The organism is Streptococcus sp. TATVAM-FAB8 (genome assembly GCF_046592795.1).
GTDB lineage: Bacteria > Bacillota > Bacilli > Lactobacillales > Streptococcaceae > Streptococcus > Streptococcus ruminicola.
Window position 1 is genome coordinate 23,525 of the sequence record NZ_JAWVPQ010000001.1, and the last position, 25,898, is coordinate 49,422.

Genomic DNA, 25,898 nt, shown 5'->3' on the forward strand with positions numbered 1-25,898 from the left:
TCTTTTTTTGAATTTCTACTATAGAAATGACTTATTCTTTTTTCGTTTGATATAAGTTCCCAATAAGCTGATGGCAATAAAAATAACAAGCAGTACAATAATCAGTCTTAAATTTCCCACGACGACCGCATCACCACCTAAGGCATACAATAAACTACTCGGCAATACTCCGATTGTAACGTAGAGAACCCATCTGCGCCAAGGCAATTTGATTTTTGCCACGTGATAATTGATCAGCAGGGTTGGAATCACAGGAATCATGTAACCTAGCATAATGCCTAGTTCTTGATTTTCAACAGCATTGATGACATTTTTAAATCCTGCAAAATGTTTCTTCAACTTGCTATCATTGTCCTTCAAATCAATCATTTCCAGAACTCTGACAAAGAGAAAATTTCCAGGAACATTTGCTGAGAGATTCATCAAAAAGCCAATAGCAGGTCCGTAAATCAAGCCATTAAAGATAGCAAAAATCGCATTCGACATAAAAGGAATGACTGCTGTCAGAGCTGTCAAAAATAGCAAAATAGTGATATTCAGCAGATTTTTTGTTCGTAACTGCATTAAAAACTGTGACAAAGCTGTCTTTGAGCTAGATTGCCAAAAAGAAACAATCAATTGCCAGTGCCTGATGACATAAATCATAAAATAGCCACAAATACTAAGCAAACCAAGAATTACTAATAACTTGCGTAGCTGACCATATTTGTACTCATGTTTTTTCATATCGTTTCCATTATAAAGAAAAGTTTATAGCTTGACAAGAAGACTCAAGAGATAAAAAGATTATTTTTTAGAATTTTCAAACATTTATCCAACAGAACCTTCCATACTCATAGTAATCAAACTATTCATTTCGACGGCATATTCCATTGGAAGTTCTTTGGTGATTGGTTCCATAAAGCCATTAACAATCATAGCTGTTGCTTCTTCTTCAGAAATTCCTCGGCTCATCATGTAGTAAAGTTGTTCTTCAGAAACTTTTGAAACCTTAGCTTCGTGTTCCAAAGATACATTTGAGTTATGAATTTCATTAAATGGGATAGTATCTGAACTTGATAAATCATCCATTAAAATCGTATCACATTCAATGTGTGATTTTGAGCCTTCACTATGCTTGCCAAAGTAAACTGAACCACGATAGTCTGTCTTGCCACCATCCTTAGCCACTGATTTTGAAATCAAGGTTGATGAGGTATGTGGAGCATTGTGATAAACTTTACAGCCAGCATCTAGGTGTTGACCATAATTGGCAAATGCCATGGAAAGCACTGACGTTTTGGCGTGTGGACCGTCTAAAATCGAACATGGATATTTCATATTGACCTTACTTCCGAGGTTACCATCAATCCATTCTAACATGCCGTTTTCTTCGACCTTACCACGTTCAGTTACTAGGTTGTAGACATTATCAGACCAATTTTGCATGGTCGTGTAACGAAAACTAGCATCACGTTTGACAATAATTTCTACCGTTGCTGCGTGAAGACTATTGGTTGTGTAATTGGGAGCGGTGCAACCTTCAATGTATTGAATTGAAGCTCCTTCGTCGACAATAATCAAACTACGTTCAAATTGTCCTGCATTTTCACCATTAATACGAAAATAAGTCTGTACTGGAATATCACACTGCACGCCCTTTGGCACGTAAATAAAAGTTCCACCTGACCAAACAGCACCATTTAAAGCGGCAAATTTATGCTCACTATTTGAGACAATTTTTCCAAAATACTCCTTAAATAAGTCTGGATATTCTTGCAGAGCTGTGTCAGTATCTGTAAAGATAATTCCTTGTTTTTGGAACTCTTCTTTCATATTATGATAAACCACTTCAGACTCGTACTGAGCTACAGCACCAGAAAGGTAGTCACGCTCTGCTTGTGGAATCCCTAAACGCTCAAAAGTTTCTTTAATCTTATCTGGAACATCATCCCAGTCATTAACCTTCTTATCTGCTAGCTTTTGAAAATAAATGACATCATCAAAGTCAATTCCAGATAAATCTGGTCCAAAATCTGGCATAGGAAGTTTATAAAACAACTCCAAGCTCTTCAAACGATAATCAAGCATCCATTTGGGTTCATGCTTGTAAGCAGATATATTTCGCACGATTTCTTCTGTTAACCCCTTACCCGTCGAATAAGTCGGAGTAAGATCATCGTGAAAACCATAATCGTAATCTCTATTTTTAGTCATAATGACACCTCACTTTATAAAAAAATTATTTATGAAAGGAAGAGAAAAAAAGAGATTGGAGCACACTCCAACCTCAGTTTCTTATTTAGTTTACTTTTTCAGAAATAGTTTCTGCGAAAGCTTCTAGATTTGCAATATCTTCATCTTCTGCAGCTAAGTCAACTTTAACTGAATCCGCACCTTTTGTTGCACCAGTCAAGGCAAATTGTGCTTCAAATTCGTCAACTGCTTTACAGAAGTAATCGTAGAAAGTATCACCAGATCCAACAACACCGAAGATTTTATCTGTCAAATCAACATCTGCAAGATCTTCGTAAAAATCAACGATTTCATCTGGCAATTCACCATCACCGTATGTGTATGATGCAACAATCGCAACATCAGCATCTTCAAAATCAGCTGCATCAACTGTTGTACATTCGTCTACTTCGACAGTGTGTCCAAGTTCTTCGAACTTATTTCCAACAATGTCAGCAATTTCTTCAGTATTTCCTGTCATGCTGGCATAGACAATCTTAACTAAAGCCATAGTTCCCTCCAAACATAAATTACCACTATTGTAGCATATTTTTACAGAAATGTTTTATATAAATTGTCAATTTTCGATAATAAATCAGCTTTTTGGGCTTCTGTTGTAAAGGATGCTTGGATAGCATTTTTATTAAATGTTAGGAAATCATCGATGCCAACACCAAAGTGTTTGACAAAGAGTGCGTATTCTCTTGTTAAATTAGTATCAGAAACCGTACGGTTATCAGTGTTAATGGTAATCTTAGCACCAGCATTTTTCAAGGCAAGAAAAGAAAATTCTTCCAAAGATTTCGCAGCTTTGGTTTGGAGATTACTTGTCAAGCATAACTCAGCTGTCACACCTTTTTTGACAAATTCTTGAATCATTTCAGGTTGGTCATAAATAGCTGTGGTATGACCAAGGCGCTTGATATCAAGGGCGATAGCATCTGCAATATAGTGAGCGCAACCACACTCACCAGCGTGAAATGTCAAAGGAAGTCCTAACTCCTGAGTGTGCTTGATAATGGCCTCTAATTCTGCAGGTGGAAAATCTAGTTCATTTCCTGCAAAATCAAAACCAACTAATCCTTTGTCAGCTAACTGAATAACATGGTCAAAAATATCACGTGTCACATGTGCAGGCGATTGTTTCATGCCACAGACAAGAACCTTAGCCACAATGCCAAAATCTGCTTCTGCCTTTTTAAGACCTGAAAGTACAGCTTCAACGGTTTCAGAAGCTGATAAGCCTTGGTCCATTGAAAATTCAGGCGCAAAGCGAATTTCAGTATAAATCACATTTTCCTGCGCAGCTTGTCTAGCAACATCATAAGCAGCCAAATGAAGAGCTTCTTTCGTCTGCAAAAGCGGACGGACAAAATCAAATGCTTTTAAATAATCCATCAAAGATTCTGCCTCAGCAGGTGCGGTAACTAAGTCTTTCAAATCTTCATCTGCTGCTGGAACAGCAATATCTGCCATATCTGCTAATTGACGAATTGTCTCTAGTGAGATAGAACCGTCCAAGTGACAATGAAGTTCTGTTTTTGCCAAGTCTTTTAATGTTGTTGTATCCAAGTTAGCCTCCCTAATTAAATTTTTTTAGCTACTATCTTAACATATTCTTTTTACTTTGCAAAGAAATTTTTCTTAAAAAAATAAGTCACAGGATTTTTCCTGCAACTTATCCAAGTTTTAGCTTAAAATAGCTGTTTGTAAAGTTCGATTGTTTCTTCAAGTGTTGGCATAAATGGATTGCCTGGTGCGCAAGCATCAAGCAAAGCGTTTTTAGAAAGAAATTCGAAGTCGAATTCTTCTTCCTTGATATCAAGTTCTGTCAATTTCTTAGGAATACCAACGGTTGCTGACAATTTTTCGATTTCTGCGATAGCATAATCAGCACATTCTTGGTCGCTTTTATCTTCGGTATGAAGCCCTAGGCCTTTAGCCACATCACGGAAAGCTGCTGGAACATGTTTGGCATTTTCGCGTTCTACAATTGGTAAAATCATCGCACAACAAACACCATGTGGTAAATGATAAACAGCACCAAGTTGGTGAGCCATCGCATGCACGTAACCAAGTCCTGCATTATTAAATGCCATACCACCTAAGAAAATAGCATTAACCATGGCTTCACGCGCTTCAAGGTCATGACCATCAGCAACTGCACGTGGCAAATATTCTTTGATTAACTCAATTGCACCAACTGAAAGTTTTTTCGTTGCAGCATAAGCACCTGGTGTTACCAATGCTTCGATAGCGTGAGTTAATGCATCCATACCAGTTGCTGCAGTTAATGACTTAGGCATTGAAACCATTAATTCTGGGTCATTGACTGACATCAAAGCCAAGCTATTTTTATCAACCATAACCATTTTGACTTTGCGTTCTTCATCTGTGATGACGTAATTGATTGTAATTTCAGCTGATGTTCCTGCCGTTGTATTAATAGCAATGACTGGCAAGCCTTGTTTTTCTGATTTATGAACGCCTTCGTAATCCTGAGGACGACCTCCATTAGTAGCTAGGATAGACATACTGCTGGCAGCATCTTGAGGGGAACCTCCTCCAAGAGAAATGATGAAATCACAACCATTTTCTTTTAGGGCTGCTAATCCTTCTTCAACGTTTTTAACGGTTGGGTTAGGGTCAACATCACTATAGACAACATAGTCAATGTTTTCAGCATCAAGCGGTGCCGTTACTTTAGGCAAAATATCACTCTTAGCAATAAAATGGTCAGTTACCAAAAGAGCTTTCTTATAACCATATCTCTTGATGTAACCACCAATTTCTTTAACCCCTCCGCGACCAATAAGGTTTTGAGATGGAACATAAAATACTGACATGAGCATAACCTCCTTATGATTTTTTATCTTAGAAAACGTTTACATATATTATTCTAGCACTTTGCTTCTAAAAATTAAAAATAAAACCTTTGATTTATTTCAAAAATCCTCATTACCACCTCGCGGTCATTTCATGCTATAATAGGGTAAATCTCTAGCTTACAAAGGAATTTAGATATGAATACATTTGAAGAAATTTTAGAAAAAATTAAAGCTTACGATACTATTATCATTCACCGTCACCAAAGACCTGACCCAGATGCTCTAGGTAGCCAAGCTGGTTTACGTGAACTCATCAAACATAATTTCCCAGCAAAAAAAGTTTTGGCAACTGGTTTTGATGAGCCAACTCTTGCATGGATTACGACAATGGATGAAGTGTCTGACAGCGATTACGACGGTGCTTTGGTTATCGTTACAGATACAGCAAATACTCCTCGTATCGATGATGACCGCTACACAAATGGTGATTTCCTTATTAAGATTGATCACCACCCTAACGATGATGTTTATGGTGACTTGCTCTATGTAGACACTAAAGCATCAAGTGCCAGCGAAATCATCTCAGACTTCGCCTTTTCAACTGGTCTAAAAGTTTCTAGCGAAGCTGCACGTCTTCTATACTCTGGTATTGTTGGAGACACAGGACGTTTCTTATACCCATCTACAAGCAGCAAAACCTTCATGATTGCAAGTAAACTTCGCGAATATGACTTTGATTTTTCAAGTCTAGCTCGCCAAATGGATTCTATTTCATTTAAAATTGCCAAACTTCAAGGCTTTGTCTATGATAACTTAGAAGTTGATGATAATGGGGCTGCGCGTGTGGTGTTAACGCAAGAAACTATGAAAAAATACAATGTCACTGAAGCTGAAACTTCTGCTATCGTTGGAGCTCCAGGTCGTATTGATTGTGTTCAATCTTGGGCAATTTTCGTTGAACAAGCTAATGGTAACTACCGTGTTCGCTTGCGTAGTAAAACACAGGTCATCAACGAGATTGCTAAACGTCACGACGGAGGAGGGCACCCACTTGCCAGCGGAGCCAATTCTTACAGCCTTGAGGAAAACGAGCAAATCTATCAAGAAATCAAAGATTTACTAGCCTCAAAAAACTAAGCTCAAGCCTGCTGTAGAGCGATTTTTAACAATTATATTTCAATTCAATTAATTTGCACAAAAGTCTTGTCAAATATCGCATTATTTGATAAACTATAGAAGTTAAAATAACTATGGTGCGTAAAAAATCACCATGGCAGAAAGGAAATCTTTTAACAATGAAACAAAATATCCACCCAGAATACCGTCCAGTAGTATTCATGGACACAACTACTGGTTACAAATTCCTTAGCGGTTCTACAAAAGCTTCTGACGAAACTGTAGAATTTGAAGGCGCTACTTACCCACTTGTACGTGTGGAAATCTCATCAGATTCTCACCCATTCTACACTGGTCGCCAAAAATTCACTCAAGCAGATGGTCGTGTGGATCGCTTCAACAAAAAATACGGTTTCACAAAATAAGAAATCGCATTTACTACAAGAAGTCATTTCGAGCAATCGAAATGGCTTTTTTGTTTTTCCGTAAATGGGGCAACAAAAAAAGAGCTTACGCTCTTTTTATCTAATATAAGCTAACCAAGCTTCGTCTTCTGCTAGAATATCTGAACTAGTGTATGAACCGCGGTATTTGTTCCAAACGTGGTTCGGATTAACGGTTTCAGTAGCTTGATTGGTTTGTTGAGTTTGGTTATCTTGTTCGGTAGTTTCTTGAGCTTCATTGGTTACCAACGGCTCATCGTAGCTTGTTAAGCCGTATTGCTCAATTAAGGCATTTAACTTATCAGCGTAAGCAGTATCTGTGGCATAACGACCAGTCAGAGCTGCTGTCGCATCTTGATAGGAAGAGGTATTTGACTTCCAAGTATCCGCATAAAGATTCCAACTCAATAAATTAGCATAGTCATTGAGCGAATCTGCTAAGCTGTTGTATGAGCGAAAGGCTTGATCAATCTCATAAGTGTTTCCACTGCCATCATCTTCCCAAGTCTGCATGACGACTGAATTACCATTATAAGCCCCTTTTACCCCAAAGAAATTATAATAAGGTTCTTGGCTAAGTGCTGATTGGCCACTACTTGATTCTAAAACAGCTTGAGCAATCATCACTGAAGCATAAAGGTTTCTTTCTTGACCAATTTGTCGAGCTGTTTCGCCAATACTTGTAATAAAATCAGCTGTCGCTGTTGGGGAAACTTGTCCTGATTCAGCAATAACAGCGTGAGCTGCATGTCTGAAAGTGAGGTTAATTCCCAATGTTATACAAGTAACTAAGGTCGAACAAGCTAAAAAGAATTTTGTCACTTGCTTGTCTTTCACGTGGCCTCCTAAAATGTAAGTGCTATCTTAACCCATTATAGCAAAGTTTTCATAAGCTGGCAACGCGAGTTCCTGCTCTCAAAAATCAGCTTTTTACCACTTCCCTTAAAAAGAAAAGGCTTGAATCATTTGATTCAAGCCTTTCATTATTTTAGTGAGCAACAAGGTGTTGGGCAATTTCTTGACCAGATTCTTTAGCTGGGAAGTAAGTTGGCCAATGTTCCATTTCTTTTAGAATTTCGTCTTGGCTACTGTTACCCCAAAAAAGATGGAAATGTTCAACATCTGTTGAGGTGATATTGTGGTCGCTAAATTGAATGTATTTGAATTCGCCAGCGTCTTTGTCATCTGTTTCAAAAAGATAACGAACACCACGGTTACCTTTTTTGTATTTCAAGATTTTGTGACCAACGTATTTGTAAGTGTAGGTGTGTTTTTCACCATTTTGAACAAAAGTAACTTTGTTTTTCTTACCATCGATGATGATTTGTTCAACGTCCGTTTGATAACCTTTTGTGTAATAGTCTTTTACTTCTTGAGCAGTTTGTTCACCTTTTGAAGCTTTGGCTTTATAATCCCAGACAGGATCAAGTGTACCATCAAGAAGGTATGGGTAAGCAGATTGCCATTTTCCTGTCCAATCACTTAATTTACGATCAGTAACGTCTTTATCTTTGAAATAGCCGTGCTGAACAGTTTTGGTGTTATCTGTTTCAGCTTTGATTTCTTTACCTTTGACGTCAGTTGTCAATTTCAAAGCTTTCAGATTTTCTTTCATGACCGAGAAGTAATCTTCGCCAGCTTTGATTTGTTTGTTAGTTAAGCTTTCTAGCGGATTTAAAACTTTTGTTTTTACACCAGCTTCATCTGCTAGCGTTGCAGCAACTTTACTTGACGCATTCTCTTCAAAGTAAATGTATTTGATATCGTATTTTTTAACGTATTTTGTAAGACTTGCAATACGTTTTGCTGAAGGTTCTACTTCTGGTGAAATTCCAGCAATCGAGATTTGATTCAAACCATAATCAAGTGCTAAATAACCAAAAGCAGCATGCTGAGTGACGAAGCTTTTTTGTTTAGCATTTGAAAGTCCATCTGTGTAGGCTTTATCTAAGTCATTGAGTTTTTCAATGTAAGCTGCACTGTTAGCTTTAAAAGTATCAGCTTTATCAGGGTATTTAGCAACAAAAGCATCACGGATATTTTCAACCAAAGTAACCGCGCGTTTTGGTGAGAGCCAGACATGTGGGTCATATTCATGACTATGTCCTTCATGCTCGTCATGGTCTTCGCCTTCTTCTTCAGCTGTACCAGCCATGAGAAGCATATCTCCACTTGCTCGAACGATAGTTAGGTTATCAGAATCAATTGATTTTTTGACTTTCTTAACCCATGTTTCCATGCTATCATCCATGTAGACAAACATATCAGCATCTGAAATCGTAGCTACATTTTTAGTAGATGGTTCAAAATCATGTGGTTCAGTCCCTGCTTTAATCAGCATGGTAACATCAGCTGTATCTCCTGAAACAGCCTTCGTGAATTCATAGACAGGATAAAAAGTTGTTACCACTTTAATCTTGTCATCTGCTGCAACCTGTTTAATGTGGCTAACTTGCCAAGCAAGCAAAAGTGCAAGTACATTTATCAACAAAAGAAATTTCTTCTTCATGATGGCTCCTTTTCTTAACTAGTTAATAGTTTACCAGTAAAGTATATCCAAACTTTCAACTTTTTGCAAGCTTTTTTTGTAAATTTTTTCGCTTTCATACAAAAAATCCTCTGAAAAATATTCAGAGGATTCGTTATTAGTCGCTTACTGAGAAGCGGTTTGTCATGAGGTTACTTGCATCAAAGAGGATTTTATTCAATAGTTTTTGTGTTTCTTCTTGGATGTAATCACTCATCGCTTGGTTTTCAGCATCAAAATCAACGCTTTCGCCATTAGCTAAAGCGGCATCAACACGTTTGATACGCGCATGTCCTGCTGCCATTGTTTTTTCCACGTAAGCTTCAATATCACCTTCGTGTTGGTGGAAGTGTGGGTCAGCAATCGCTGCAATCAAACGATTTACCCAGTAGAATGAATCTGTTGAGGCATTTTCGCCAGTATTTGCAAAATAAGCTGGTGTAGTTGAAATTTGAGTAAAGAATGGCACCATTGTTCCAAATGGCATTGAACCGTATGCCAACCATTGAATACCTGTTGTATCGTGTGGTTGGTCAGGTCGTAATTGAAGAATAGCTGTTTGACTTGTGCGGTTGATACCAATTGTACGGAATGTACGTTGTGTCACAGCATTTCCTTCTGGACCATATGGATCAAATTCAGTATCTTGATAGTGGTTGCTCAAGACGTATTTGACATCTTCGATAGTGACTTTACGATAAGGTTTTTGAGCCCAAGGAATAAAGAAACTACGTGGGTCTTGCTCGATTTCTGGATTCAAGAAACGTTGCATTGCCCAAGCACGTGGTGTGTTGTAGTGGCGGTCCTTATCACGTTGGCTACCAAAAGCATAGCGTGGATTGAAGTGTTCATTTGAGTATGTCAAATCCAAGTTATTATCTTCGATGAATTCACGCAAGTCACTTGAGTACATGTAATCATCAGGGTTGTTAAATTCAAAATGGTCAATACCAAGTTGGTTTGGATTTGTGACATAACAATCATCTGGCACACGACGAGCAATCCAGTGGTGTCCACCGACAGTTTCTAACCACCAAATTTCATCAACGTCTGAAATAGCCACACCATTCGATTCGTATGTTCCGTATTCTTCTAGGATCGCACCGAGGCGTTCTACCCCTTCACGCGCTGTGCGGACATATGGAAGCACCAATGTTAGCATATCTTCTTCACCAATACCAGATTCAACAAGCGGGTCAGCACCCAAGACACGCGCATTTGTCGTGATAGTTTCTGTCTCACTCATAGCAACATTGGCTTCGTTGATACCAGCTTCTCCCCAGATACCATCTTTACGCAAAGCATCTGGCACTGATGTGTAACGCATTGGATTATCTGGCAAATCAATCTCAAATGAAGACAAGACTGATTTGTAATGACGTGGTTGGTCTTCTGGGTTAACCACGATAAATTGTTTCGGTGTGAAATCACCACTTTGTGAATCTTCAGTTCGAGCAATGATGGTAGAACCATCATATGACGCTTTTTTACCGACCAATATAGTTGTACATGCCATAATAAACTCTCTCCTTATTTTTTTCTATAATTCATTTGCAATTTTATTGATTTTACGCAATCGATGATTAACACCGCTCTTGGTCAAGGTTCCTTCCAAGTGGTCTGCAATTTGCTGAATCGAGTAATCAGGATTTTCTACACGAATCTTAGCCACTTGTTGCAATTCAATTGGTAAGGTCTCAAGTCCAACGGTATCCATAATTTTAATGATATTATTGATAGTCTTCATGCTGGCTGTCACGGTTTTTGCAATGTTAGCTGTTTCCGCATTATTGGCACGGTTGACGTCATTGCGCGTCTCACGCATAATCTTAACTTCTTCAAAGCTTTCTTTACATTCCATGGCTCCGATGACAATCAAGAAATCCATGATATCTTCAGCCTTTTGCAAATAGGTCACTGCTCCATTTTTATGTTCAATAACCTTGGCATCAAGGATAAATTTTCGCATCAAGTTTGCCAAATCTTCGGCGTGGTCTTGATAAACGGAAAAGATTTCCAGCTGATATTTTCCTGATTCTGGATCACGAATAGTACCCGTTGCCAAGAAAGCACCACGCAGATAAGCTCGTCCCTTGTCATCATCTTCAAGGATATTAGGATTAATGCCCATCTCAATACCAAAGAAAGAATCCGCCAATTGCAAATCTGTTAAAATCTCTCTGACATTTGTCGCCACAAAAACATTGTAAACACGATTTTTGCGTAGATTCGTCTTTTGATGATACTTGATTTCAGGCTGGACGTGGTAAATCGTTTCAATCAGTTCATAGATATGACGGGCTACCTTGGCATTTTCTGTTGTGATTGACAAGGTCAGTCCAGCACCTGTTAAACCAAGGCTTCCTGACATTTTGATAATAGCTGATAATTCACTCTTATCGAATCGCGACAAATTCAACAATTCTTCTTTAACTTTTACTGTAAAACTCATCGCTTCTTCACCCTCACAAGGTTCATTAATTCTTCAACGACATAGTCGCCATTGTGAAAAGCTCCGCCATTTTCCAAACGAAGAAAATCAGATGAAATCACTCGTTTGACTTGCTTACGAAGTCCTGCAAAATCATGCTCAACTTGAACCAAATACTCATCAAATTTATTGTGGTCCATGTAATCTTGCGGCACTTTTTGAATATTGACGAGAACTGTATCAATAACATCTTTACCAAGATGACGATTAAGCACTTCGACGTGGTCAGCATCAGTGAAATGTTCGGTTTCACCATATTGCGTCATGATGTTACAAACATAAGCAACCTCAGCTTTAGTATCAATAAGTGCCTGCTTGATTTCAGGAATAACCAAGTTTGGCAAAATTGATGTAAATAAAGAACCAGGTCCAAGAACAATCATGTCACTATCCATGATTGCATCAACTACTTTGCGACTGGCAGTTGGTTCATCGTCATTGTAAGTATTGGTCACATAAACATGGTCAATCATTCCTTGATAACCAGCGATATGACTCTCACCAGCGACTTCATAACCATCTTTAAAAACAGCATGCAAGGTTAATGGATTTTCACTTGCTGGGTAAATTTTCCCTGTAACGTGAAAAAATTTTGTCAAAATCTGCATAGCGCTGTAAGTAGAGCCTTCCATTTCAGCGATTCCTGAAATAATAAGGTTTCCAAGAGGGTGGCCAGCAAGCGGACCATCTCCTTCAGCAAAACGATATTGAAAGACTTTTTCGTAAAACTTAGGCATATCACTCATAGCCACGAGGACATTCCTAAGGTCTCCTGGTGGCGTCAATTGCATGACCGAACGCAAAGCTCCTGAACTACCGCCATCATCAGCGACCGTTACGATGGCTGTAATATCGACCTCTTCGTGCCTTAAACTATTTAAAATAACGGGAATCCCTGTTCCTCCACCGATAACGGTAATTTTAGGTTTTCTCATGAACGGTTCACAGTCTCCTTGCGACGATTTTTATCGCGGTGGGTTTCATTAACCACCCAATCCGCTTTTAACTCTTCAGCTAAGCGATGAGCAAAGGCAACACTTCGGTGTTGACCACCTGTACACCCAATAGCAATGGTCAATACAGATTTTCCTTCTTTTTTGTAGCCTGGCAAAATAGGTTTAATGAGACCAATCAAATGTTGGTAGAAATCTTCTGATTCCTCATGATTCATGACATAATCATAAACATCTTTTTCAAGACCTGTTTGATTGCGAAGTTCTGGTTTGTAGTATGGATTTGGCAAGAAACGTACGTCAAATACCAAGTCTGCATCGAGTGGCAAGCCATATTTGAAACCAAAACTCATGACTTCAATACGAAATGAAGCTTGATTTTCATCACTTGAAAATTGTTCAGAAATTGTCTTACGCAATTGACGAGGGGTTAATTCTGTTGTATCAACCACATTTTGGCTCAAGTTTTTCAAAGGTGCAAGCAACTCACGTTCTAACTTGATTCCATCTAAAATACGTCCATCAGCTGCCAATGGGTGACTGCGACGTGTTTCTTTATAACGAGCTACCAGTTCGCCATCTGTTGCATCCAAGAAAAGAATCTTGAAGTCAATTTTTGGATTTGAATCAATTTTATCTAAAACAGAAGTAATTTCGTTGAAGAAAAGACGACTACGCATGTCCACCACAAGAGCAACACGATTATTGTCACTTGTTTTTTCAACTAATTCAATAAATTTTGGCACCAAAGTCGGTGGCATGTTATCGATGGTAAAATACCCTAAATCTTCAAAGGATTGAATGGCAACTGTCTTACCAGCACCGCTCATCCCAGTTACAATAACTAAGTTAATCTCTTTATCAGACATTTTCTTCGCTCCTTCTCATTTTTTCAATTTGCCCCACTAAACGTGCCTGTTCTTCCTGCATACTCACTAGTTGTTTTGTTAAAGAAGCTAACATTTCCGTTTGTAATTTTTGAATTTCTAGTAAATCCGACTGATCTTGCTGAACTAAGTGATCCAATTTTGTATGTAACAATCGAATGCCTTCTTCTGATACCTTGTTAACATTGTAATCATTCTTAGCTTGCAGGCGATCATAGTCAGAAGCACGGTTCTGGCTCATCATAATCAAAGGGGCTTGAATCGCTGCTAGTGTTGACAAGGCGAGATTTAACAAAATAAATGGATATTTATCAAATACAATGCCAAAAGGCTTCAAAACATTCAAAGCCATCCAAGCTCCCATAAAGCAGATGAAGGTAATAATAAAGGTCCAAGATCCACCAAAACGAGCAACATCATCCGCAATTTTTTGTCCAAATGTGATCTTTCTGTCCAATTGGTCTTGGACATCTAAAGCTGTATAACCTTGGTGCTTAGTCGCGTCGTAGACAGCTTCACGGACGTAGTCATTTTTACGATTAGCTTTATCGATAATCTCCTCTAAAAAAAGAAGACGGTAATAAGTCAGATTCTTATGGCTAATAAAGGCACCACTAGCAATATCAGGATGCTGCTTTTTGATAATCTCTTGTAATCTAATATCCAGAGAATCGATGATAACTCCCTCTTCAATTGGATAATCGCGATGATCAATGCTATCTTGCATTAGCTGTTTTTGACTCATAAGATCCTTCTTTCTGTCTGTTCCATTATACCAGAAATAAAACAAAAAAGCTGACTTCTCAGCTCTTTTCTACTAATCTTCTCGGTCGATGATGACACCCATAACGGTAAGGTGCCCGTTACTAACCAAGGTCAAAACCAAGCGGGCTAATTCTTTTGCTGGCATTGAAAAATTTGACTTAATCCACCAAAGTAAAGTCCCTGAAAAAATACTGGTCAGATAGGCCACGATAAATTCTGTTGGCACTTGCTCGCCAGATTCAGTGACATTTAGTTTTGCAAGCAAATGGTCGTATTTTTCATGTACCAAACTTCCAAATTCTTCTTGCATGACTTCCTGAGAGATGCTTTTTAGAACAATTTTAGCAATCGCAGCATTTTTTTCCAATCCATGATAAAACTCCGTTAAAAGTTTCTCAGCTCGCTTAACTTTTACACGTTCACCGTTTGTAATCTGTGCTGCATCAATCATGTCAGACATTTGCTCTAGAACTTGTTGTTGAATACCTTTTTGAAGGTCATCTTTATCAGCATAGTGCGCATAAAAAGTGGCACGATTAATCATGGCCTCATCAGCAATATCTTGCACTGTAATTTTCTCATAAGGTTTCTCGCTGAGAAGTTTGGCAAAGGCATCAAAAATCAATTTTTCTGTTCTCAAATAACGAATATCAGTAAGTTTCATGAGCTATTCCTCCGAGATAAACAACAGATTGTCGGGAATGTGTTGTTTAAACAACACAAGTTAAAAAATTAGCGATTGCAATTGACAATGAGTGTTTTATAATACTATTATAACAAACACTCTGTTGAATAAGCAACATTCTGTTGTGACATTAACAGCGTGTGAGATAAGTAAGAAAGGATTGAAATAGTGTTAAAGAACTGTCGACGTAACTACATTATTCGTTGCTAGATAATGAGTCATTTTTAGGAATGATATTTATCTACTACCTTCTAACACTTTTAGGTTTTTTATTAATGTATAAAGCAGGTATAGATGTCGGATCGACCACTGTTAAAGTTGTCATTTTCGACGATAATTATCAGTTACTATTTTCACGTTATGAGCGTCACTTTTCAGACGTCAAAACAGCAACTATCAAGGTTTTAAATGAAGCTATTTCTGAAATTGGCGACCAAACTGTCAGTATTGCCATTACTGGTTCTGGGGGTATGGGCTTAGCTGATGTGGCTGAAATTCCCTTCGTCCAAGAAGTTATTGCTGCGACTACTACCGTTGAAAAATTCATTCCACAAACTGATGTAGTAATCGAACTTGGTGGTGAAGATGCCAAAATGACCTTCTTTGGCGATACTCTTGAACAACGCATGAACGGAACATGTGCCGGCGGTACAGGAGCTTTCATCGACCAAATGGCTGGACTTTTAAAAACAGATGCCAACGGGGTCAATGAACTTGCCAAAGGTTACGAAACCATTTACCCAATTGCCAGTCGTTGTGGGGTATTTGCTAAAACTGACGTCCAACCCTTAATTAATGAAGGGGCCAGAAAAGAAGACATTGCAGCTTCGATTTTCCAAGCTGTTGTCAATCAAACCATTGCTGGATTAGCTTCTGGGCGTAAAATCACTGGAAACATCGCCTTTCTTGGTGGACCGCTCTTTTTTATGAGTGAACTTCGTAAGCGTTTCATCGAAACCCTTGATATCAAACCAGAACATGTGATTTTCCCTGAAAATCCGCAACTTTTCGTTGCCATGGGAGCTGCTCTTGATGAGAACCAAACCCAAATCAACTTATCTGGAATCATTCATAATTTAGAAAATAATACTTCAAAATCCCTAGTTCCTAAAAATACTCTTGATGTTCTTTTCAAAGATCAAGCTGAACTGGATGCTTGGCGCGCCCGTCACGATGAAGCTAGCGTTGAATACAAAGACATTACCACTGCTTCTGGGCCTCTTTTCCTTGGTATCGATGCAGGATCAACCACTTCAAAAGTTGTCCTCACAGATCCTAAAGGAGCTATTTTATTCCAACACTACGGCAATAACCAAGGGCAACCTCTTGAAAATGTCATTGCCATCCTAAAAGAACTTTACCACCAATTGCCAGAAGATGCTTTCATTGCTCGTTCTTGCGTGACTGGATATGGTGAAAATTTGATTAAAGCTGCTCTTCACGTTGACTACGGTGAAGTTGAAACCGTTGCTCACTTTAAAGCAGCTAACTACTTCAACCCAGGAGTTGATTTTATCCTTGATATTGGTGGTCAAGATATGAAAGCCATGAGTGTTCGCGATGGCGCTTTATCGAGTATCCAACTAAACGAAGCTTGCTCTTCAGGTTGTGGCTCATTTATTGAAACTTTTGCCAAATCTCTTAAATACGATGTCAAAGATTTTGCCAAAGTCGCTCTTCTTGCAAAACACCCTGTCGACCTTGGGTCACGCTGCACAGTCTTTATGAACTCTAAGGTAAAACAAGTTCAAAAAGAAGGGGCTACGGTTGCTGATATTTCAGCAGGGCTTTCATACTCTGTCATCAAAAACGCCCTTTACAAAGTTATCAAATTAAAACGTCCCGAAGATTTGGGTGAGAAAATCGTCGTTCAAGGTGGAACTTTCTACAATGAAGCTGTTCTTCGTGCCTTTGAACTCGTCAGCGAACGCGAAGTCGTTCGACCAAGCATTGCTGGACTTATGGGAGCTTATGGCTGCGCTATTATCGCTAAAGAAAAATACGAAGATGAACTAGCCAACCAAGAAGCTACTCTTGAAGTCAGCGCGGTACAGTAAAGGAGGGATTGCATGACTGAAACATCACTTACAGCCAATCGCACTAAGTCAAGTTTGATGGGGCTTGAAGAACTCGATCAATTTACTACTCAAAAAGAATTCACTCGTTGCGGCATGTGTGAAAACAACTGTGCACTGACTGTTACCATCTTCAACGACGGCTCAAAATTCGTTACTGGTAACCGCTGCGAACGCGGTGCTGAAAAAGTAACTAAAATCAAATTCGACCGCAGTAATCAAAAAGAAAATCTGGTTGATTACAAATATAAAAAACTCTTTAAATTTAAAGCACTCTCAAAACGTGACGCTGTACACGGTGTCGTTGGAGTTCCACGTGTGCTCAACATGTACGAAAATTACCCACTTTGGCACACGGTCCTTACTGACTTGAAGTTTCGTGTTCAAATCTCACCAAAATCAGACAAACGTTTATTTGAAAAGGGAATCGAAACCATCCCAAGTGATACGGTTTGTTACCCTGCCAAAATGGTGCACGGTCACATTCAAAGTTTAATCGACCGCAAAGTAGATGCCATTTTCTACCCTAGTGTCATTTACGAACAAATTGAAAATAGCAAAGCACCTAACCACTACAACTGCCCAATCGTCCAAAGTTATCCAGAAGTTATCGAAAAAAACATGGACCCTATCCGCAATGGTGAGGTCAAATACTTCCATCCATTTGTTAACTTGGCCGACCATGAATCTGTTGTCAAATCACTTGTCAAAAGCTTTGCTGATTATGATGACATCACAGAAGCTGATATTCGCGAAGCCGTTGAACATGGTTACCAAGTCTTAGCTGACTTCAAGAAAGATTTGCAAGACAAGGCAGATGAGCTCCTTAGCAAGCTAGCCCTCAACAATGAAAAAGCGATTGTGCTTTCTGGTCGTCCATATCACCTTGACCCTGAAATCAACCACGGGATTGCTAACATCATCACCCAAGAAGGTTTCCACGTTTTAACAGAAGATATGGTAGCTGGACTTGAAGAAGTTTCAGGTTTGCGCGTGGTTAACCAATGGGTTTATCATTCACGTCTTTATGCTGCTGCTAAAGTCGTTTCTAAAAATCCTAACCTTGAATTAGTCCAATTAAACAGCTTTGGTTGCGGACTTGATGCTGTCACAACTGACCAAGTTGAAGAAATCATGCGAGCTCACAACAAGCTTTACACTGTTTTAAAAATCGACGAAGGAAGCAACCTTGGTGCCATCCGCATTCGTCTTCGTTCTCTTAAAGCTGCCGTTGAAGAACGTGACAAGAAAGCTAAAAAAGCTAATCTCAGTCACATTTTCAACCAAACTCCACAATTTACCAGCCAAGCTGATGAAGAAAGTAAAGAACCTATCTTTACAAAAGATATGAAGAAGAAACACACCCTTCTCATGCCAATGCTTTCACCAATTCACCAAAACGGTCTTATTGAAGAAGCCTTCAAACAAGCCGGTTATAATGTTGTCATTCTACCAGCTATGGACAGAAAAGCCGTTGATGTCGGTCTAAAATTTGTTCATAACGATGCTTGCTACCCTGCTATCATCACTATCGGACAATTGCTCGAAGCACTTCAAAGTGGTAAGTACGATCTCGAAAATACCAGTGTTATGATGACGCAAACAGGTGGTGGTTGCCGTGCAACAAACTATATCCCACTCTTACGAAAAGCTCTAAAAGATGCCGGATATCCTCAAATTCCTGTTGTTTCTGTTTCTATGGGAAATCAGGGTACCGAAGAAACACCTGGTTGGAATATTACTTTACCATTTGTAAAACGTCTACTTATCAGTGTGCTTTATGGTGACCTCTTTGAACGTGTGCTTTACCGTGTTCGTCCTTATGAAGCCGTTCCAGGTTCTGCCAATGCCTTATACGAAAAATGGCTTGAAATCGCTCGTAAGAATGTCAAATCCGGCTCTTACTTCGAATTCAACCATAACATGAAACGAATCATTAAAGACTTCGATAATCTTGAAACCATCGACTTTGGTCAAAAACCACGTGTTGGGGTAGTCGGAGAAATCCTTGTCAAATACGCTCCAACAGCCAACAACGACATTGTCGCTATCATTGAAAATGAAGGTGGGGAAGCCGTTGTTCCAGACTTGATTGGCTTTATGAATTACTCACTCTTCAACCAAATTTGGAAAGCTGATGAGCTCAATATGAGCCAAAAATCAAAACGCCTAGCAAAACTTGGTATCGATGCCATCAATCTTCTTGAAAAGCCGATGAACAAAGCTCTTGAAAAATCAGAGCGTTTCGATGGAATCGAATCCATTTATGACATCGCTAAAGGTGCTGAAAAAGTCGTTTCAATCGGTAACCACACTGGTGAAGGTTGGTTCTTGACTGGTGAAATGATTGAATTACTAAATAACGGTGTTAAAAATATCGTTTGTCTTCAACCATTTGGTTGTCTTCCAAACCACATCGTCGGAAAAGGAATGCTAAAAGAACTCCGACGACAATTCAAAGGTGCCAATATCTCACCAATCGATTACGACCCAGGTTCATCAGAAGTTAACCAATTGAACCGTATCCGCTTGATGATGACAACCGCCAAAAAAATGCAAAAAGCAAATTAATCAATCTAACGCAATAGAAAAAAGTTCGCCGAGAGAGTAGCGAACTTTTTTCGTGTCAAATAATATTAAGAGAACATCTAGTCGAGATAAGCGATGACTTCAATTTCTACCTTGACGTCTTTTGGCAAACGAGCAACTTCAACAGCAGAGCGCGCTGGGAAATCAGCTTTAAAGGCCGTAGCATACACTTCATTAAATGGAACAAAGTCATCCATGTCGCTTAAGAAACATGTTGTTTTAACCACATGGTCAAAATCAGTACCTGCTTCTGCTAAGATAGCAGAAATATTTTTAAGGACTTGTTTGGTTTGTTCTTGAATGCTTGTCCCAATAACTTCACCAGTTTCAGGTGACAAAGGAACTTGACCTGAAGCAAAAAGGAAGTTACCAACAACTTTTCCTTGAACGTAAGGACCAATTGCTGCTGGCGCTTTGTCCGTGTGAATTGTTTTCGCCATAAATTTTCACCTTCTCTCAAATAGATTAGGATTATTATAACAAAATATTCTGAAAATTGAAACATATTAATAAATAAAAATGCATTTATTTTCAAATATTTACAAAAAAGCAAATTGTTTATATAATAGAAGGCGTGCATAATCAAAAGTACTACTTTTGGACTGGTTCGAAAACTCCCAGAATAAAAAACTAGCTATCTACAAATTGAGACCTGCTCTTTGTTGAGCGTCTTTTTTGAGTGGCTTTGTTTTATAGAAAACAAGGTCATTTTTTATTTTCTATAAATTTTTTTAAGAAAGGAGGAAAGGATGACTAAGCAAAAAATTATTATCGATTGTGATCCTGGTATCGATGATACACTTGCACTACTTTATGCCCTTAAACATCCAAATTTAGAAGTCGTTGCAATCACCATCGTCGCTGGAAATTGTCCAACAGACCTAGGTGTAAAAAATGCTTTTACAAGCTTGGAACTGCTTGATCGACTAGATGTTCCTGTCTACCAAGGAGCTGCTACTCCGCTAACACGCGATTACGTTTCTGCCCAAGATACTCATGGTATGGACGGGCTTGGCGAAAATAATTTCCAACTCAAACACACTCCTCATGTTCAAGAAAAATCAGCAGAGCAATTTTTAGCCGATTACTTTAAAGACCCTAAAGATACTTCTATCATTGCCCTTGGTCCTTTAACTAATATCGCAAAAGCTCTTGAACTAAATCCTAAGCTCGGCGAAAACTGTCACCGTTTTGTCAGCATGGGAGGAAATTTCAAATCACACGGCAATTGTTCACCTGTTGCTGAATACAACTACTGGTGCGACCCTCATGCGGCACAAATCACTTTTGAACGTTTAGGTCGCAAAGTCGAAATGGTCGGGCTTGACGTCACTCGCCACATTGTCTTAACACCAAATCATTTAGAATATATGAGTCGTATAAACGCTGAAATGACAGCATTCATCACCAAAATTACCCGTTTTTATTTTGATTTCCACTGGCAATACGAACATATCATTGGCTGTGTGATTAATGACCCTCTTGCATTGGCATATTTTGTCAACAGCGAGGTCTGCTCAGGTTTTGAGGCTTACACTGATGTTGTTACTGACGGCATCGCTATTGGGCAAACTGTCGTCGATCAATACGATTTTTACCACAAACCTAAGAACAGTACTATTTTGACTCAAGTTAACCCAAGCCTATTCTGGGAAGATTTTCTAACCGTACTTTTAGATGCACAAAAAGACATCATTCAAGATGATCTCAAAAATCTAAAGTTAGAAAGTTAAATTATGAAAAATTCATCAATTCGTATCATTTCTTTTATGGCAATTGCCATTGCAATTAACTATATTGGCGCAAATATCGCTTTATTCTTACGTCTGCCAATTTACCTTGATATGATTGGAACATTGTTGGTCGCTGTGGTCTTTGGACCATGGCTTGGTGCTGGTGCTGCTATTGTCAGCGCATTAATCAGCTGGATGACGACTGATATCTTTGCTATTTACTTTGCACCTGTAGCTATCGTAGCTGCTTTTATTACAGGTTTCTTAGTTAAAGAAACAAGCAAATCCAAAGACCTAATCTGGAAAAGCTTACTTGTCTCACTTCCTGGAACAGTTGTTTCATCAAGTATCACAGTCATTCTTTTCCATGGTATTACTTCAAGTGGTTCTGGCATCTTGGCACAAATTCTTCACGGCTTAGGCATTGACATGACAGCAAGTTTAGTTTTGGTTCAAGCCATTACTGACTATGCAGACCGTCTCATTAGCCTTGCTTTGGTACTTGCTATCATCAAATCACTCAAAACTTTTGCGCCAAACCTTATGACTGCTAAAAACTAAAACAAAAATCCCAACCAATTAGGCTGGGATTTTAACTTATGTCAAGGTTTGGCAAGTAATCGAAGCAACTGCCTCGTGCTTTCCTAAATCTGAAAAGTGTTCCTGCAAAGCTCGGATAAAAAAAGTTTTACTGAAGAAAGTATCACTTGCTAAGCTTTTAAAGCTATCTGAAAGAGCTTCTTGCCAGATTTGTAAATCATGCTCAACTAAACCTACTTGTCGTTTAATCTGTTCTAGAAGCGGGTGCGACACCCTTTTTAGGTCTAGTGCAATACAAAATGTCTTATCAAAAAAGGTAATTTTCGCGATATAAGTTATCATGTTAATCACCTCTCATGAGAGATTTTAGCAAACATTTCTTAAATAAACTTAAAAAGCCTGAACTCAAAAGTTCAGGCTTTAATAATATTTATTAAGGTTTAATACCACTCCTTAGTCAAATCTCGCCTCACTTCGCTCTGCTGATTTGACACGCTAAGCCCTATTGGAACTTAGCTAAAGGACTGACTGGCTTTTAGAATGAAAAAGTTTCGTTTTCATTCTAAAAGCGTCGCGGTCAACTTTCTAAGGTTTAATACGGTGTAGCATACGTGGGAATGGAATAGCTTCACGGATATGTTTAGTTCCAGCTACGAATGTTACCATACGTTCGATACCGATACCGAATCCAGCGTGTGGCACTGAACCGTATTTACGAAGGTCAAGGTAGAATTCATATTCTGATTTATCCATACCAAGAGCATCCATTTTAGCAACAAGTGTATCGTAGTCATCTTCACGGACTGAACCACCGATGATTTCTCCGTATCCTTCTGGTGCAAGAAGGTCAGCACACAAGACGCGTTCTGGGTTACCAGGAACTGGTTTCATGTAGAAGGCTTTGAAGCTTGCAGGGTAGTTGATAACAAATGTAGGTACACCAAAGTAGTTTGAAATCCAAGTTTCATGTGGTGAACCAAAGTCGTCTCCGTGTTCTAGGTGTTCGTAATCAGCATCTTCATCATTTTCGTGTTCTTGAAGAAGATCGATAGCATCATCGTAAGATACACGTTTGAATGGTTCTGCAATATATTTTTTAAGCAAATCAACATCACGTTCCAAGATTTCAAGTGCTTGAGGAGCACGGTCAAGAACACCTTGGATAAGTGCTTTAACATAAGCTTCTTGAAGATCAAGTGATTCTTCGTGTGATAGGAATGAATATTCAGCATCCATCATCCAGAACTCAGTCAAGTGACGACGAGTTTTTGATTTTTCAGCACGGAATACAGGACCAAAGTCAAAGACACGACCAAGTGCCATAGCACCAGCTTCAAGGTACAATTGACCTGATTGGCTCAAGTAAGCAGGTGTACCAAAGTAGTCAGTTTCAAACAATTCTGTTGAATCTTCAGCAGCGTTTCCTGACAAGATTGGGCTATCAAATTTGATGAAACCATTTTTATCAAAGAAATCATATGTAGCGTAGATGATAGCGTTACGGATTTGCATGATAGCCATTTGTTTACGTGAACGCAACCACAAGTGACGGTGATCCATCAAGAAATCAGTACCGTGTTCTTTTGGAGTGATTGGGTAATCTTCTGAATGGCCAACGATTTTAAGGTCAGTCACATCAAGTTCGTAACCAAATTTTGAACGTGAATCTTCTTTAACGATACCAGTGATAAGGATAGAAGTTTCTTGGCTAAGGTGTTTAATTGTGTTGAATTTTTCAGTTCCTTCTTCTTCACCATATTTTTCAATAAAGTTTGGTTTGAAAGCAACTGCTTGGAAGAATGCTGTCCCGTCACGAAGTTGTAAGAAAGCAATTTTTCCTTTTCCTGATTTGTTAGCTACCCAAGCCCCGATTGTGACTTCTTCGCCAACATGATCTTTAACATCAATAATTGATACGTAATCTTTAGACATAATTCCTCTTTTCAAATATTACTCTGACACTTTTGTCAGTTTAATCTTATTAATTTTAGTTTTTGAACTACTGATAGTAACGCGGTAAGTCAATTCTTTTTTACCGCCTTCCCAATCTTGGCAATAGGTTAAATGAAATTGCGTCTGACCAGCTTTTTTGACTTTTCCGGTCACACGACTGTAGCCAGAAGAACCTAGTCGATTATCTTTACTTGGATAAGATTGATAAACAATGTCATCTAAACTACAGTTATTCTTATCCACGCCACTAACAGTCCAAGTATAACCAGTCGTACTATTGCTAGCCAGATCAATCTCAAAACGCATGCCCTTGGAAGTAACCGAGTAATCCCCCAGTTTGGTTAATTCTGGGGAAGTTGGTTTAAAATGAATGCCAAGTCCAACTGCAACAATTCCTGAAAAAGCAACTAATGCAATAATAAGTTTTCGTTTTTTGGACATCTTATTTTTCCATGAATGCTTTCAAACGTCTTACAGCTTCTTTCAAAGTATCCATATCAGTCGCATAGCTCAAACGAACATTCTCAGGAGCACCGAAACCAGCACCAGTAACAAGAGCTACTTCTGCCTCTTCAAGAATAGCTGTTGTAAAAGCAGTCACATCAGTGAAGCCTTTCATTTCCATCGCTTTTTTCACGTTAGGGAAAAGATAGAAAGCACCTTGAGGTTTAATCACTTCAAAACCAGGAACTTCGCAAAGCAATGGATAAATGGTATTAAGACGTTCTTCGAAAGCCTTACGCATAACTTCAATAGAATCTTGTGAACCTGTAAATGCTTCAATTGCTGCGTATTGTGACACTGCCGTTAAGTTTGAAGTGGTTTGGCTGATAACTTTTGCCATACCTGAGATGATTTCTTCATTACCAACCGCAAAACCAACACGCCAACCAGTCATAGCATAAGTTTTTGAAGTACCATTTACAACAACTGTTTGATTTCTGATAGCTTCAGAAATTGTTGAAATTGGTGTGAATTCATTTCCATTATATACCAAACGACCATAAATATCGTCTGCCAAGATTAAGATATTGTGTTCAACAGCCCAATTACCAATTGCTTCTAATTCATCACGGCTGTAAATCATACCAGTTGGATTAGATGGTGAATTCAATAAAAGAACTTTTGTTTTATCTGTACGAGCAGCTTCAAGTTGTTCTACAGTAGCTTTGAAGTCATTTGCTTCAGTTGTCGCAACTGTTACAGGAACACCATCAACCATTTTAACTTGATCGACATAAGACACCCAACATGGTGTTGGAATAATAACCTCATCGCCTGGATTAAGAACAGTTGTAAAGAAAGTATAAAGAATGTATTTAGCACCTGTTGCAACAACTACTTGATTACGATTAACTGAGTAACCGTAGAATTTTTCCATGTAATTGTTGATTGCATCCTTCAATTCTGGAAGACCAGAAGCGACAGTGTAGAAGCTTGCTTTACCATTTTGAATAGCTTCAACTGCTGCATCTTGGATATTCTTAGGAGTTACAAAATCAGGTTCTCCCAATGTTAGTGATAAAATATCACGCCCTTGCGCTTTCAAGGCTTTGGCACGCGCACTTGCTGCTAAAGTCACACTTTCTTCCATGTTCAACACGCGATTTGATAAGTTTGTCATATGCCCTCCTTCTTCACGAGCTCACTTGTTTCAAAATTCACAAGATAATAACCATCAGTAGCTGTGACTTCCCAAATTGGGGTCTTGCCATCAATTCCATAAACAACTTTTGAAATACCAGTCGCCCCATTTGCTGCAGCTACTTGCTCAGCTTGTTTACGACTAATCCCATCGTTTACAGAATAAACAAATACCTTACCATTGTCTTCACCTACAGCAACAATCTTCTGATCACCTGATGCTGTCGTTCCAAAAACACTATAGTATGTCTTAGAACCATTGTAAAGGTCAACAGAAGACGTTTGAACTAAATCAGCTTTTTCAATGGCTACTTGGGTCGCCAGTTTTTCTGCTCTTCGTTTTGGCTGAATCGCTAAATCCAAAACAGTCGCAGCAGAAAGCAAGAGAACTAATAAAATCAAGCTAAAACCAAGTAAATACTGTTTTACTGGTGTTAATTTTTTCATTTACTTCT

General features: G+C 38.7%; 23 protein-coding genes, 1 pseudogene and 1 riboswitch. Of the genes and pseudogenes, 5 read left to right on the forward strand and 19 right to left on the reverse strand.

What is annotated here, in order from left to right; translation table 11 throughout:
- Window positions 1-18: 18 nt before the first annotated feature.
- From SFC32_RS00105 to SFC32_RS00125, 5 genes are all read right to left on the reverse strand, one after another.
- Window positions 19-726 (reverse strand): TVP38/TMEM64 family protein, encoded by a 708-nt coding sequence (locus SFC32_RS00105; RefSeq protein ID WP_411049781.1) that lies wholly within the window; start codon window positions 724-726, stop codon window positions 19-21.
- An 84-nt stretch (window positions 727-810) separates the two neighbouring features.
- Complete coding sequence (sufB, locus tag SFC32_RS00110) at window positions 811-2,196, reverse strand: Fe-S cluster assembly protein SufB (RefSeq protein WP_039696579.1); 1,386 nt, start codon at window positions 2,194-2,196, stop codon at window positions 811-813.
- Window positions 2,197-2,281: 85 nt separating this feature from the next.
- Window positions 2,282-2,725, reverse strand: coding sequence for a flavodoxin (locus tag SFC32_RS00115; RefSeq protein ID WP_006532664.1), 444 nt, complete (start codon window positions 2,723-2,725; stop codon window positions 2,282-2,284).
- A 41-nt stretch (window positions 2,726-2,766) separates the two neighbouring features.
- Window positions 2,767-3,786, reverse strand: a complete 1,020-nt coding sequence (gene add / locus SFC32_RS00120; protein WP_411049780.1) for an adenosine deaminase — start codon at window positions 3,784-3,786, stop codon at window positions 2,767-2,769.
- 122 nt (window positions 3,787-3,908) lie between these two features.
- The gene (locus SFC32_RS00125) at window positions 3,909-5,060 is read right to left on the reverse strand and encodes an iron-containing alcohol dehydrogenase (protein WP_411049796.1); all 1,152 of its coding nucleotides are present in this window, start codon (window positions 5,058-5,060) and stop codon (window positions 3,909-3,911) included.
- 177 nt (window positions 5,061-5,237) lie between these two features.
- Between SFC32_RS00125 and SFC32_RS00130 the strand changes: the two genes are divergently transcribed.
- Window positions 5,238-6,179, forward strand: coding sequence for a DHH family phosphoesterase (locus tag SFC32_RS00130; RefSeq protein WP_411049608.1), 942 nt, complete (start codon window positions 5,238-5,240; stop codon window positions 6,177-6,179).
- A gap of 158 nt (window positions 6,180-6,337) precedes the next feature.
- Window positions 6,338-6,583, forward strand: a complete 246-nt coding sequence (locus tag SFC32_RS00135; RefSeq protein WP_021142736.1) for a type B 50S ribosomal protein L31 — start codon at window positions 6,338-6,340, stop codon at window positions 6,581-6,583.
- A gap of 96 nt (window positions 6,584-6,679) precedes the next feature.
- On the opposite strand, the gene SFC32_RS00140 is transcribed toward SFC32_RS00135, so the two are convergent.
- The 8 genes from SFC32_RS00140 to SFC32_RS00175 form a co-directional block, all read right to left on the reverse strand.
- Entirely contained in the window at window positions 6,680-7,438 is a 759-nt protein-coding gene (locus tag SFC32_RS00140) for a glucosaminidase domain-containing protein (protein WP_411049607.1), read from the reverse strand.
- Window positions 7,439-7,589: 151 nt separating this feature from the next.
- Entirely contained in the window at window positions 7,590-9,110 is a 1,521-nt protein-coding gene (locus SFC32_RS00145) for a zinc ABC transporter substrate-binding protein AdcA (RefSeq protein WP_411049606.1), read from the reverse strand.
- A 136-nt stretch (window positions 9,111-9,246) separates the two neighbouring features.
- Window positions 9,247-10,644, reverse strand: a complete 1,398-nt coding sequence (locus tag SFC32_RS00150) for a C69 family dipeptidase (protein WP_074602433.1) — start codon at window positions 10,642-10,644, stop codon at window positions 9,247-9,249.
- A 24-nt stretch (window positions 10,645-10,668) separates the two neighbouring features.
- Window positions 10,669-11,580, reverse strand: coding sequence for a DNA-binding protein WhiA (whiA, locus tag SFC32_RS00155; protein ID WP_074602435.1), 912 nt, complete (start codon window positions 11,578-11,580; stop codon window positions 10,669-10,671).
- Window positions 11,577-12,554, reverse strand: a complete 978-nt coding sequence (locus tag SFC32_RS00160; RefSeq protein WP_204983066.1) for a YvcK family protein — start codon at window positions 12,552-12,554, stop codon at window positions 11,577-11,579. The genes whiA and SFC32_RS00160 overlap by 4 nt, the downstream gene beginning before the upstream one ends.
- A complete protein-coding gene (rapZ, locus tag SFC32_RS00165; RefSeq protein ID WP_039696569.1) occupies window positions 12,551-13,441 on the reverse strand; it encodes an RNase adapter RapZ in 891 nt (296 codons plus the stop codon). Before rapZ ends, SFC32_RS00160 begins: the two co-directional genes overlap by 4 nt.
- Window positions 13,434-14,204, reverse strand: coding sequence for a DUF1003 domain-containing protein (locus SFC32_RS00170; RefSeq protein WP_039696568.1), 771 nt, complete (start codon window positions 14,202-14,204; stop codon window positions 13,434-13,436). The genes rapZ and SFC32_RS00170 overlap by 8 nt, the downstream gene beginning before the upstream one ends.
- Before the next feature lie 72 nt (window positions 14,205-14,276).
- Window positions 14,277-14,888, reverse strand: coding sequence for a TetR/AcrR family transcriptional regulator (locus SFC32_RS00175; protein ID WP_039696567.1), 612 nt, complete (start codon window positions 14,886-14,888; stop codon window positions 14,277-14,279).
- A 296-nt stretch (window positions 14,889-15,184) separates the two neighbouring features.
- On the opposite strand from SFC32_RS00175, the pseudogene SFC32_RS00180 reads away from it, so the two are divergent.
- Window positions 15,185-19,555, forward strand: a pseudogene (locus tag SFC32_RS00180) (acyl-CoA dehydratase activase-related protein).
- A 77-nt stretch (window positions 19,556-19,632) separates the two neighbouring features.
- Here SFC32_RS00180 and SFC32_RS00185 read toward each other — a convergent pair.
- A complete protein-coding gene (locus SFC32_RS00185; RefSeq protein ID WP_006532694.1) occupies window positions 19,633-20,013 on the reverse strand; it encodes a RidA family protein in 381 nt (126 codons plus the stop codon).
- A 156-nt stretch (window positions 20,014-20,169) separates the two neighbouring features.
- Window positions 20,170-20,213, forward strand: a riboswitch (PreQ1 riboswitch).
- A gap of 109 nt (window positions 20,214-20,322) precedes the next feature.
- Here SFC32_RS00185 and SFC32_RS00190 point away from each other — a divergent pair.
- Together SFC32_RS00190 and SFC32_RS00195 are read left to right on the forward strand one after the other, a co-directional pair.
- Window positions 20,323-21,306 (forward strand): nucleoside hydrolase, encoded by a 984-nt coding sequence (locus SFC32_RS00190; protein ID WP_157629215.1) that lies wholly within the window; start codon window positions 20,323-20,325, stop codon window positions 21,304-21,306.
- A gap of 3 nt (window positions 21,307-21,309) precedes the next feature.
- A complete protein-coding gene (locus tag SFC32_RS00195; RefSeq protein ID WP_074965162.1) occupies window positions 21,310-21,867 on the forward strand; it encodes a LytS/YhcK type 5TM receptor domain-containing protein in 558 nt (185 codons plus the stop codon).
- Between the two features lie 36 nt (window positions 21,868-21,903).
- On the opposite strand, the gene SFC32_RS00200 is transcribed toward SFC32_RS00195, so the two are convergent.
- The 5 genes from SFC32_RS00200 to SFC32_RS00220 form a co-directional block, all read right to left on the reverse strand.
- Entirely contained in the window at window positions 21,904-22,188 is a 285-nt protein-coding gene (locus tag SFC32_RS00200) for a hypothetical protein (protein ID WP_074560653.1), read from the reverse strand.
- A gap of 243 nt (window positions 22,189-22,431) precedes the next feature.
- On the reverse strand, window positions 22,432-23,778 hold the full coding sequence (gene asnS, locus SFC32_RS00205) for an asparagine--tRNA ligase (RefSeq protein WP_039696562.1): 1,347 nt from the start codon (window positions 23,776-23,778) through the stop codon (window positions 22,432-22,434).
- Window positions 23,779-23,796: 18 nt separating this feature from the next.
- A complete protein-coding gene (locus SFC32_RS00210) occupies window positions 23,797-24,240 on the reverse strand; it encodes a protease inhibitor I42 family protein (protein WP_411049605.1) in 444 nt (147 codons plus the stop codon).
- Window position 24,241: 1 nt separating this feature from the next.
- Window positions 24,242-25,423 carry a pyridoxal phosphate-dependent aminotransferase gene (locus tag SFC32_RS00215; RefSeq protein WP_411049604.1) on the reverse strand — a complete coding sequence of 394 codons (1,182 nt, stop codon included), beginning with the start codon at window positions 25,421-25,423 and terminating at the stop codon, window positions 24,242-24,244.
- Window positions 25,420-25,890 (reverse strand): DUF5590 domain-containing protein, encoded by a 471-nt coding sequence (locus tag SFC32_RS00220; protein ID WP_074560656.1) that lies wholly within the window; start codon window positions 25,888-25,890, stop codon window positions 25,420-25,422. Before SFC32_RS00220 ends, SFC32_RS00215 begins: the two co-directional genes overlap by 4 nt.
- Window positions 25,891-25,898: the final 8 nt, after the last annotated feature.

Coding starts and splice junctions, on each gene's coding strand:
- whiA (WP_074602435.1), bottom strand. CDS start 11,580: ATGAGTTTTACAGTAAAAGTTAAAGAAGAATTGTTGAATTTGTCGCGA.
- sufB (WP_039696579.1), bottom strand. CDS start 2,196: ATGACTAAAAATAGAGATTACGATTATGGTTTTCACGATGATCTTACT.
- SFC32_RS00170 (WP_039696568.1), bottom strand. CDS start 14,204: ATGAGTCAAAAACAGCTAATGCAAGATAGCATTGATCATCGCGATTAT.
- SFC32_RS00200 (WP_074560653.1), bottom strand. CDS start 22,188: ATGATAACTTATATCGCGAAAATTACCTTTTTTGATAAGACATTTTGT.
- SFC32_RS00105 (WP_411049781.1), bottom strand. CDS start 726: ATGAAAAAACATGAGTACAAATATGGTCAGCTACGCAAGTTATTAGTA.
- SFC32_RS00220 (WP_074560656.1), bottom strand. CDS start 25,890: ATGAAAAAATTAACACCAGTAAAACAGTATTTACTTGGTTTTAGCTTG.
- SFC32_RS00145 (WP_411049606.1), bottom strand. CDS start 9,110: ATGAAGAAGAAATTTCTTTTGTTGATAAATGTACTTGCACTTTTGCTT.
- SFC32_RS00130 (WP_411049608.1), top strand. CDS start 5,238: ATGAATACATTTGAAGAAATTTTAGAAAAAATTAAAGCTTACGATACT.
- SFC32_RS00175 (WP_039696567.1), bottom strand. CDS start 14,888: ATGAAACTTACTGATATTCGTTATTTGAGAACAGAAAAATTGATTTTT.
- SFC32_RS00115 (WP_006532664.1), bottom strand. CDS start 2,725: ATGGCTTTAGTTAAGATTGTCTATGCCAGCATGACAGGAAATACTGAA.
- SFC32_RS00135 (WP_021142736.1), top strand. CDS start 6,338: ATGAAACAAAATATCCACCCAGAATACCGTCCAGTAGTATTCATGGAC.
- SFC32_RS00125 (WP_411049796.1), bottom strand. CDS start 5,060: ATGTCAGTATTTTATGTTCCATCTCAAAACCTTATTGGTCGCGGAGGG.
- SFC32_RS00150 (WP_074602433.1), bottom strand. CDS start 10,644: ATGGCATGTACAACTATATTGGTCGGTAAAAAAGCGTCATATGATGGT.
- rapZ (WP_039696569.1), bottom strand. CDS start 13,441: ATGTCTGATAAAGAGATTAACTTAGTTATTGTAACTGGGATGAGCGGT.
- SFC32_RS00215 (WP_411049604.1), bottom strand. CDS start 25,423: ATGACAAACTTATCAAATCGCGTGTTGAACATGGAAGAAAGTGTGACT.
- SFC32_RS00160 (WP_204983066.1), bottom strand. CDS start 12,554: ATGAGAAAACCTAAAATTACCGTTATCGGTGGAGGAACAGGGATTCCC.
- SFC32_RS00185 (WP_006532694.1), bottom strand. CDS start 20,013: ATGGCGAAAACAATTCACACGGACAAAGCGCCAGCAGCAATTGGTCCT.
- SFC32_RS00210 (WP_411049605.1), bottom strand. CDS start 24,240: ATGTCCAAAAAACGAAAACTTATTATTGCATTAGTTGCTTTTTCAGGA.
- SFC32_RS00190 (WP_157629215.1), top strand. CDS start 20,323: ATGACTAAGCAAAAAATTATTATCGATTGTGATCCTGGTATCGATGAT.
- asnS (WP_039696562.1), bottom strand. CDS start 23,778: ATGTCTAAAGATTACGTATCAATTATTGATGTTAAAGATCATGTTGGC.
- SFC32_RS00195 (WP_074965162.1), top strand. CDS start 21,310: ATGAAAAATTCATCAATTCGTATCATTTCTTTTATGGCAATTGCCATT.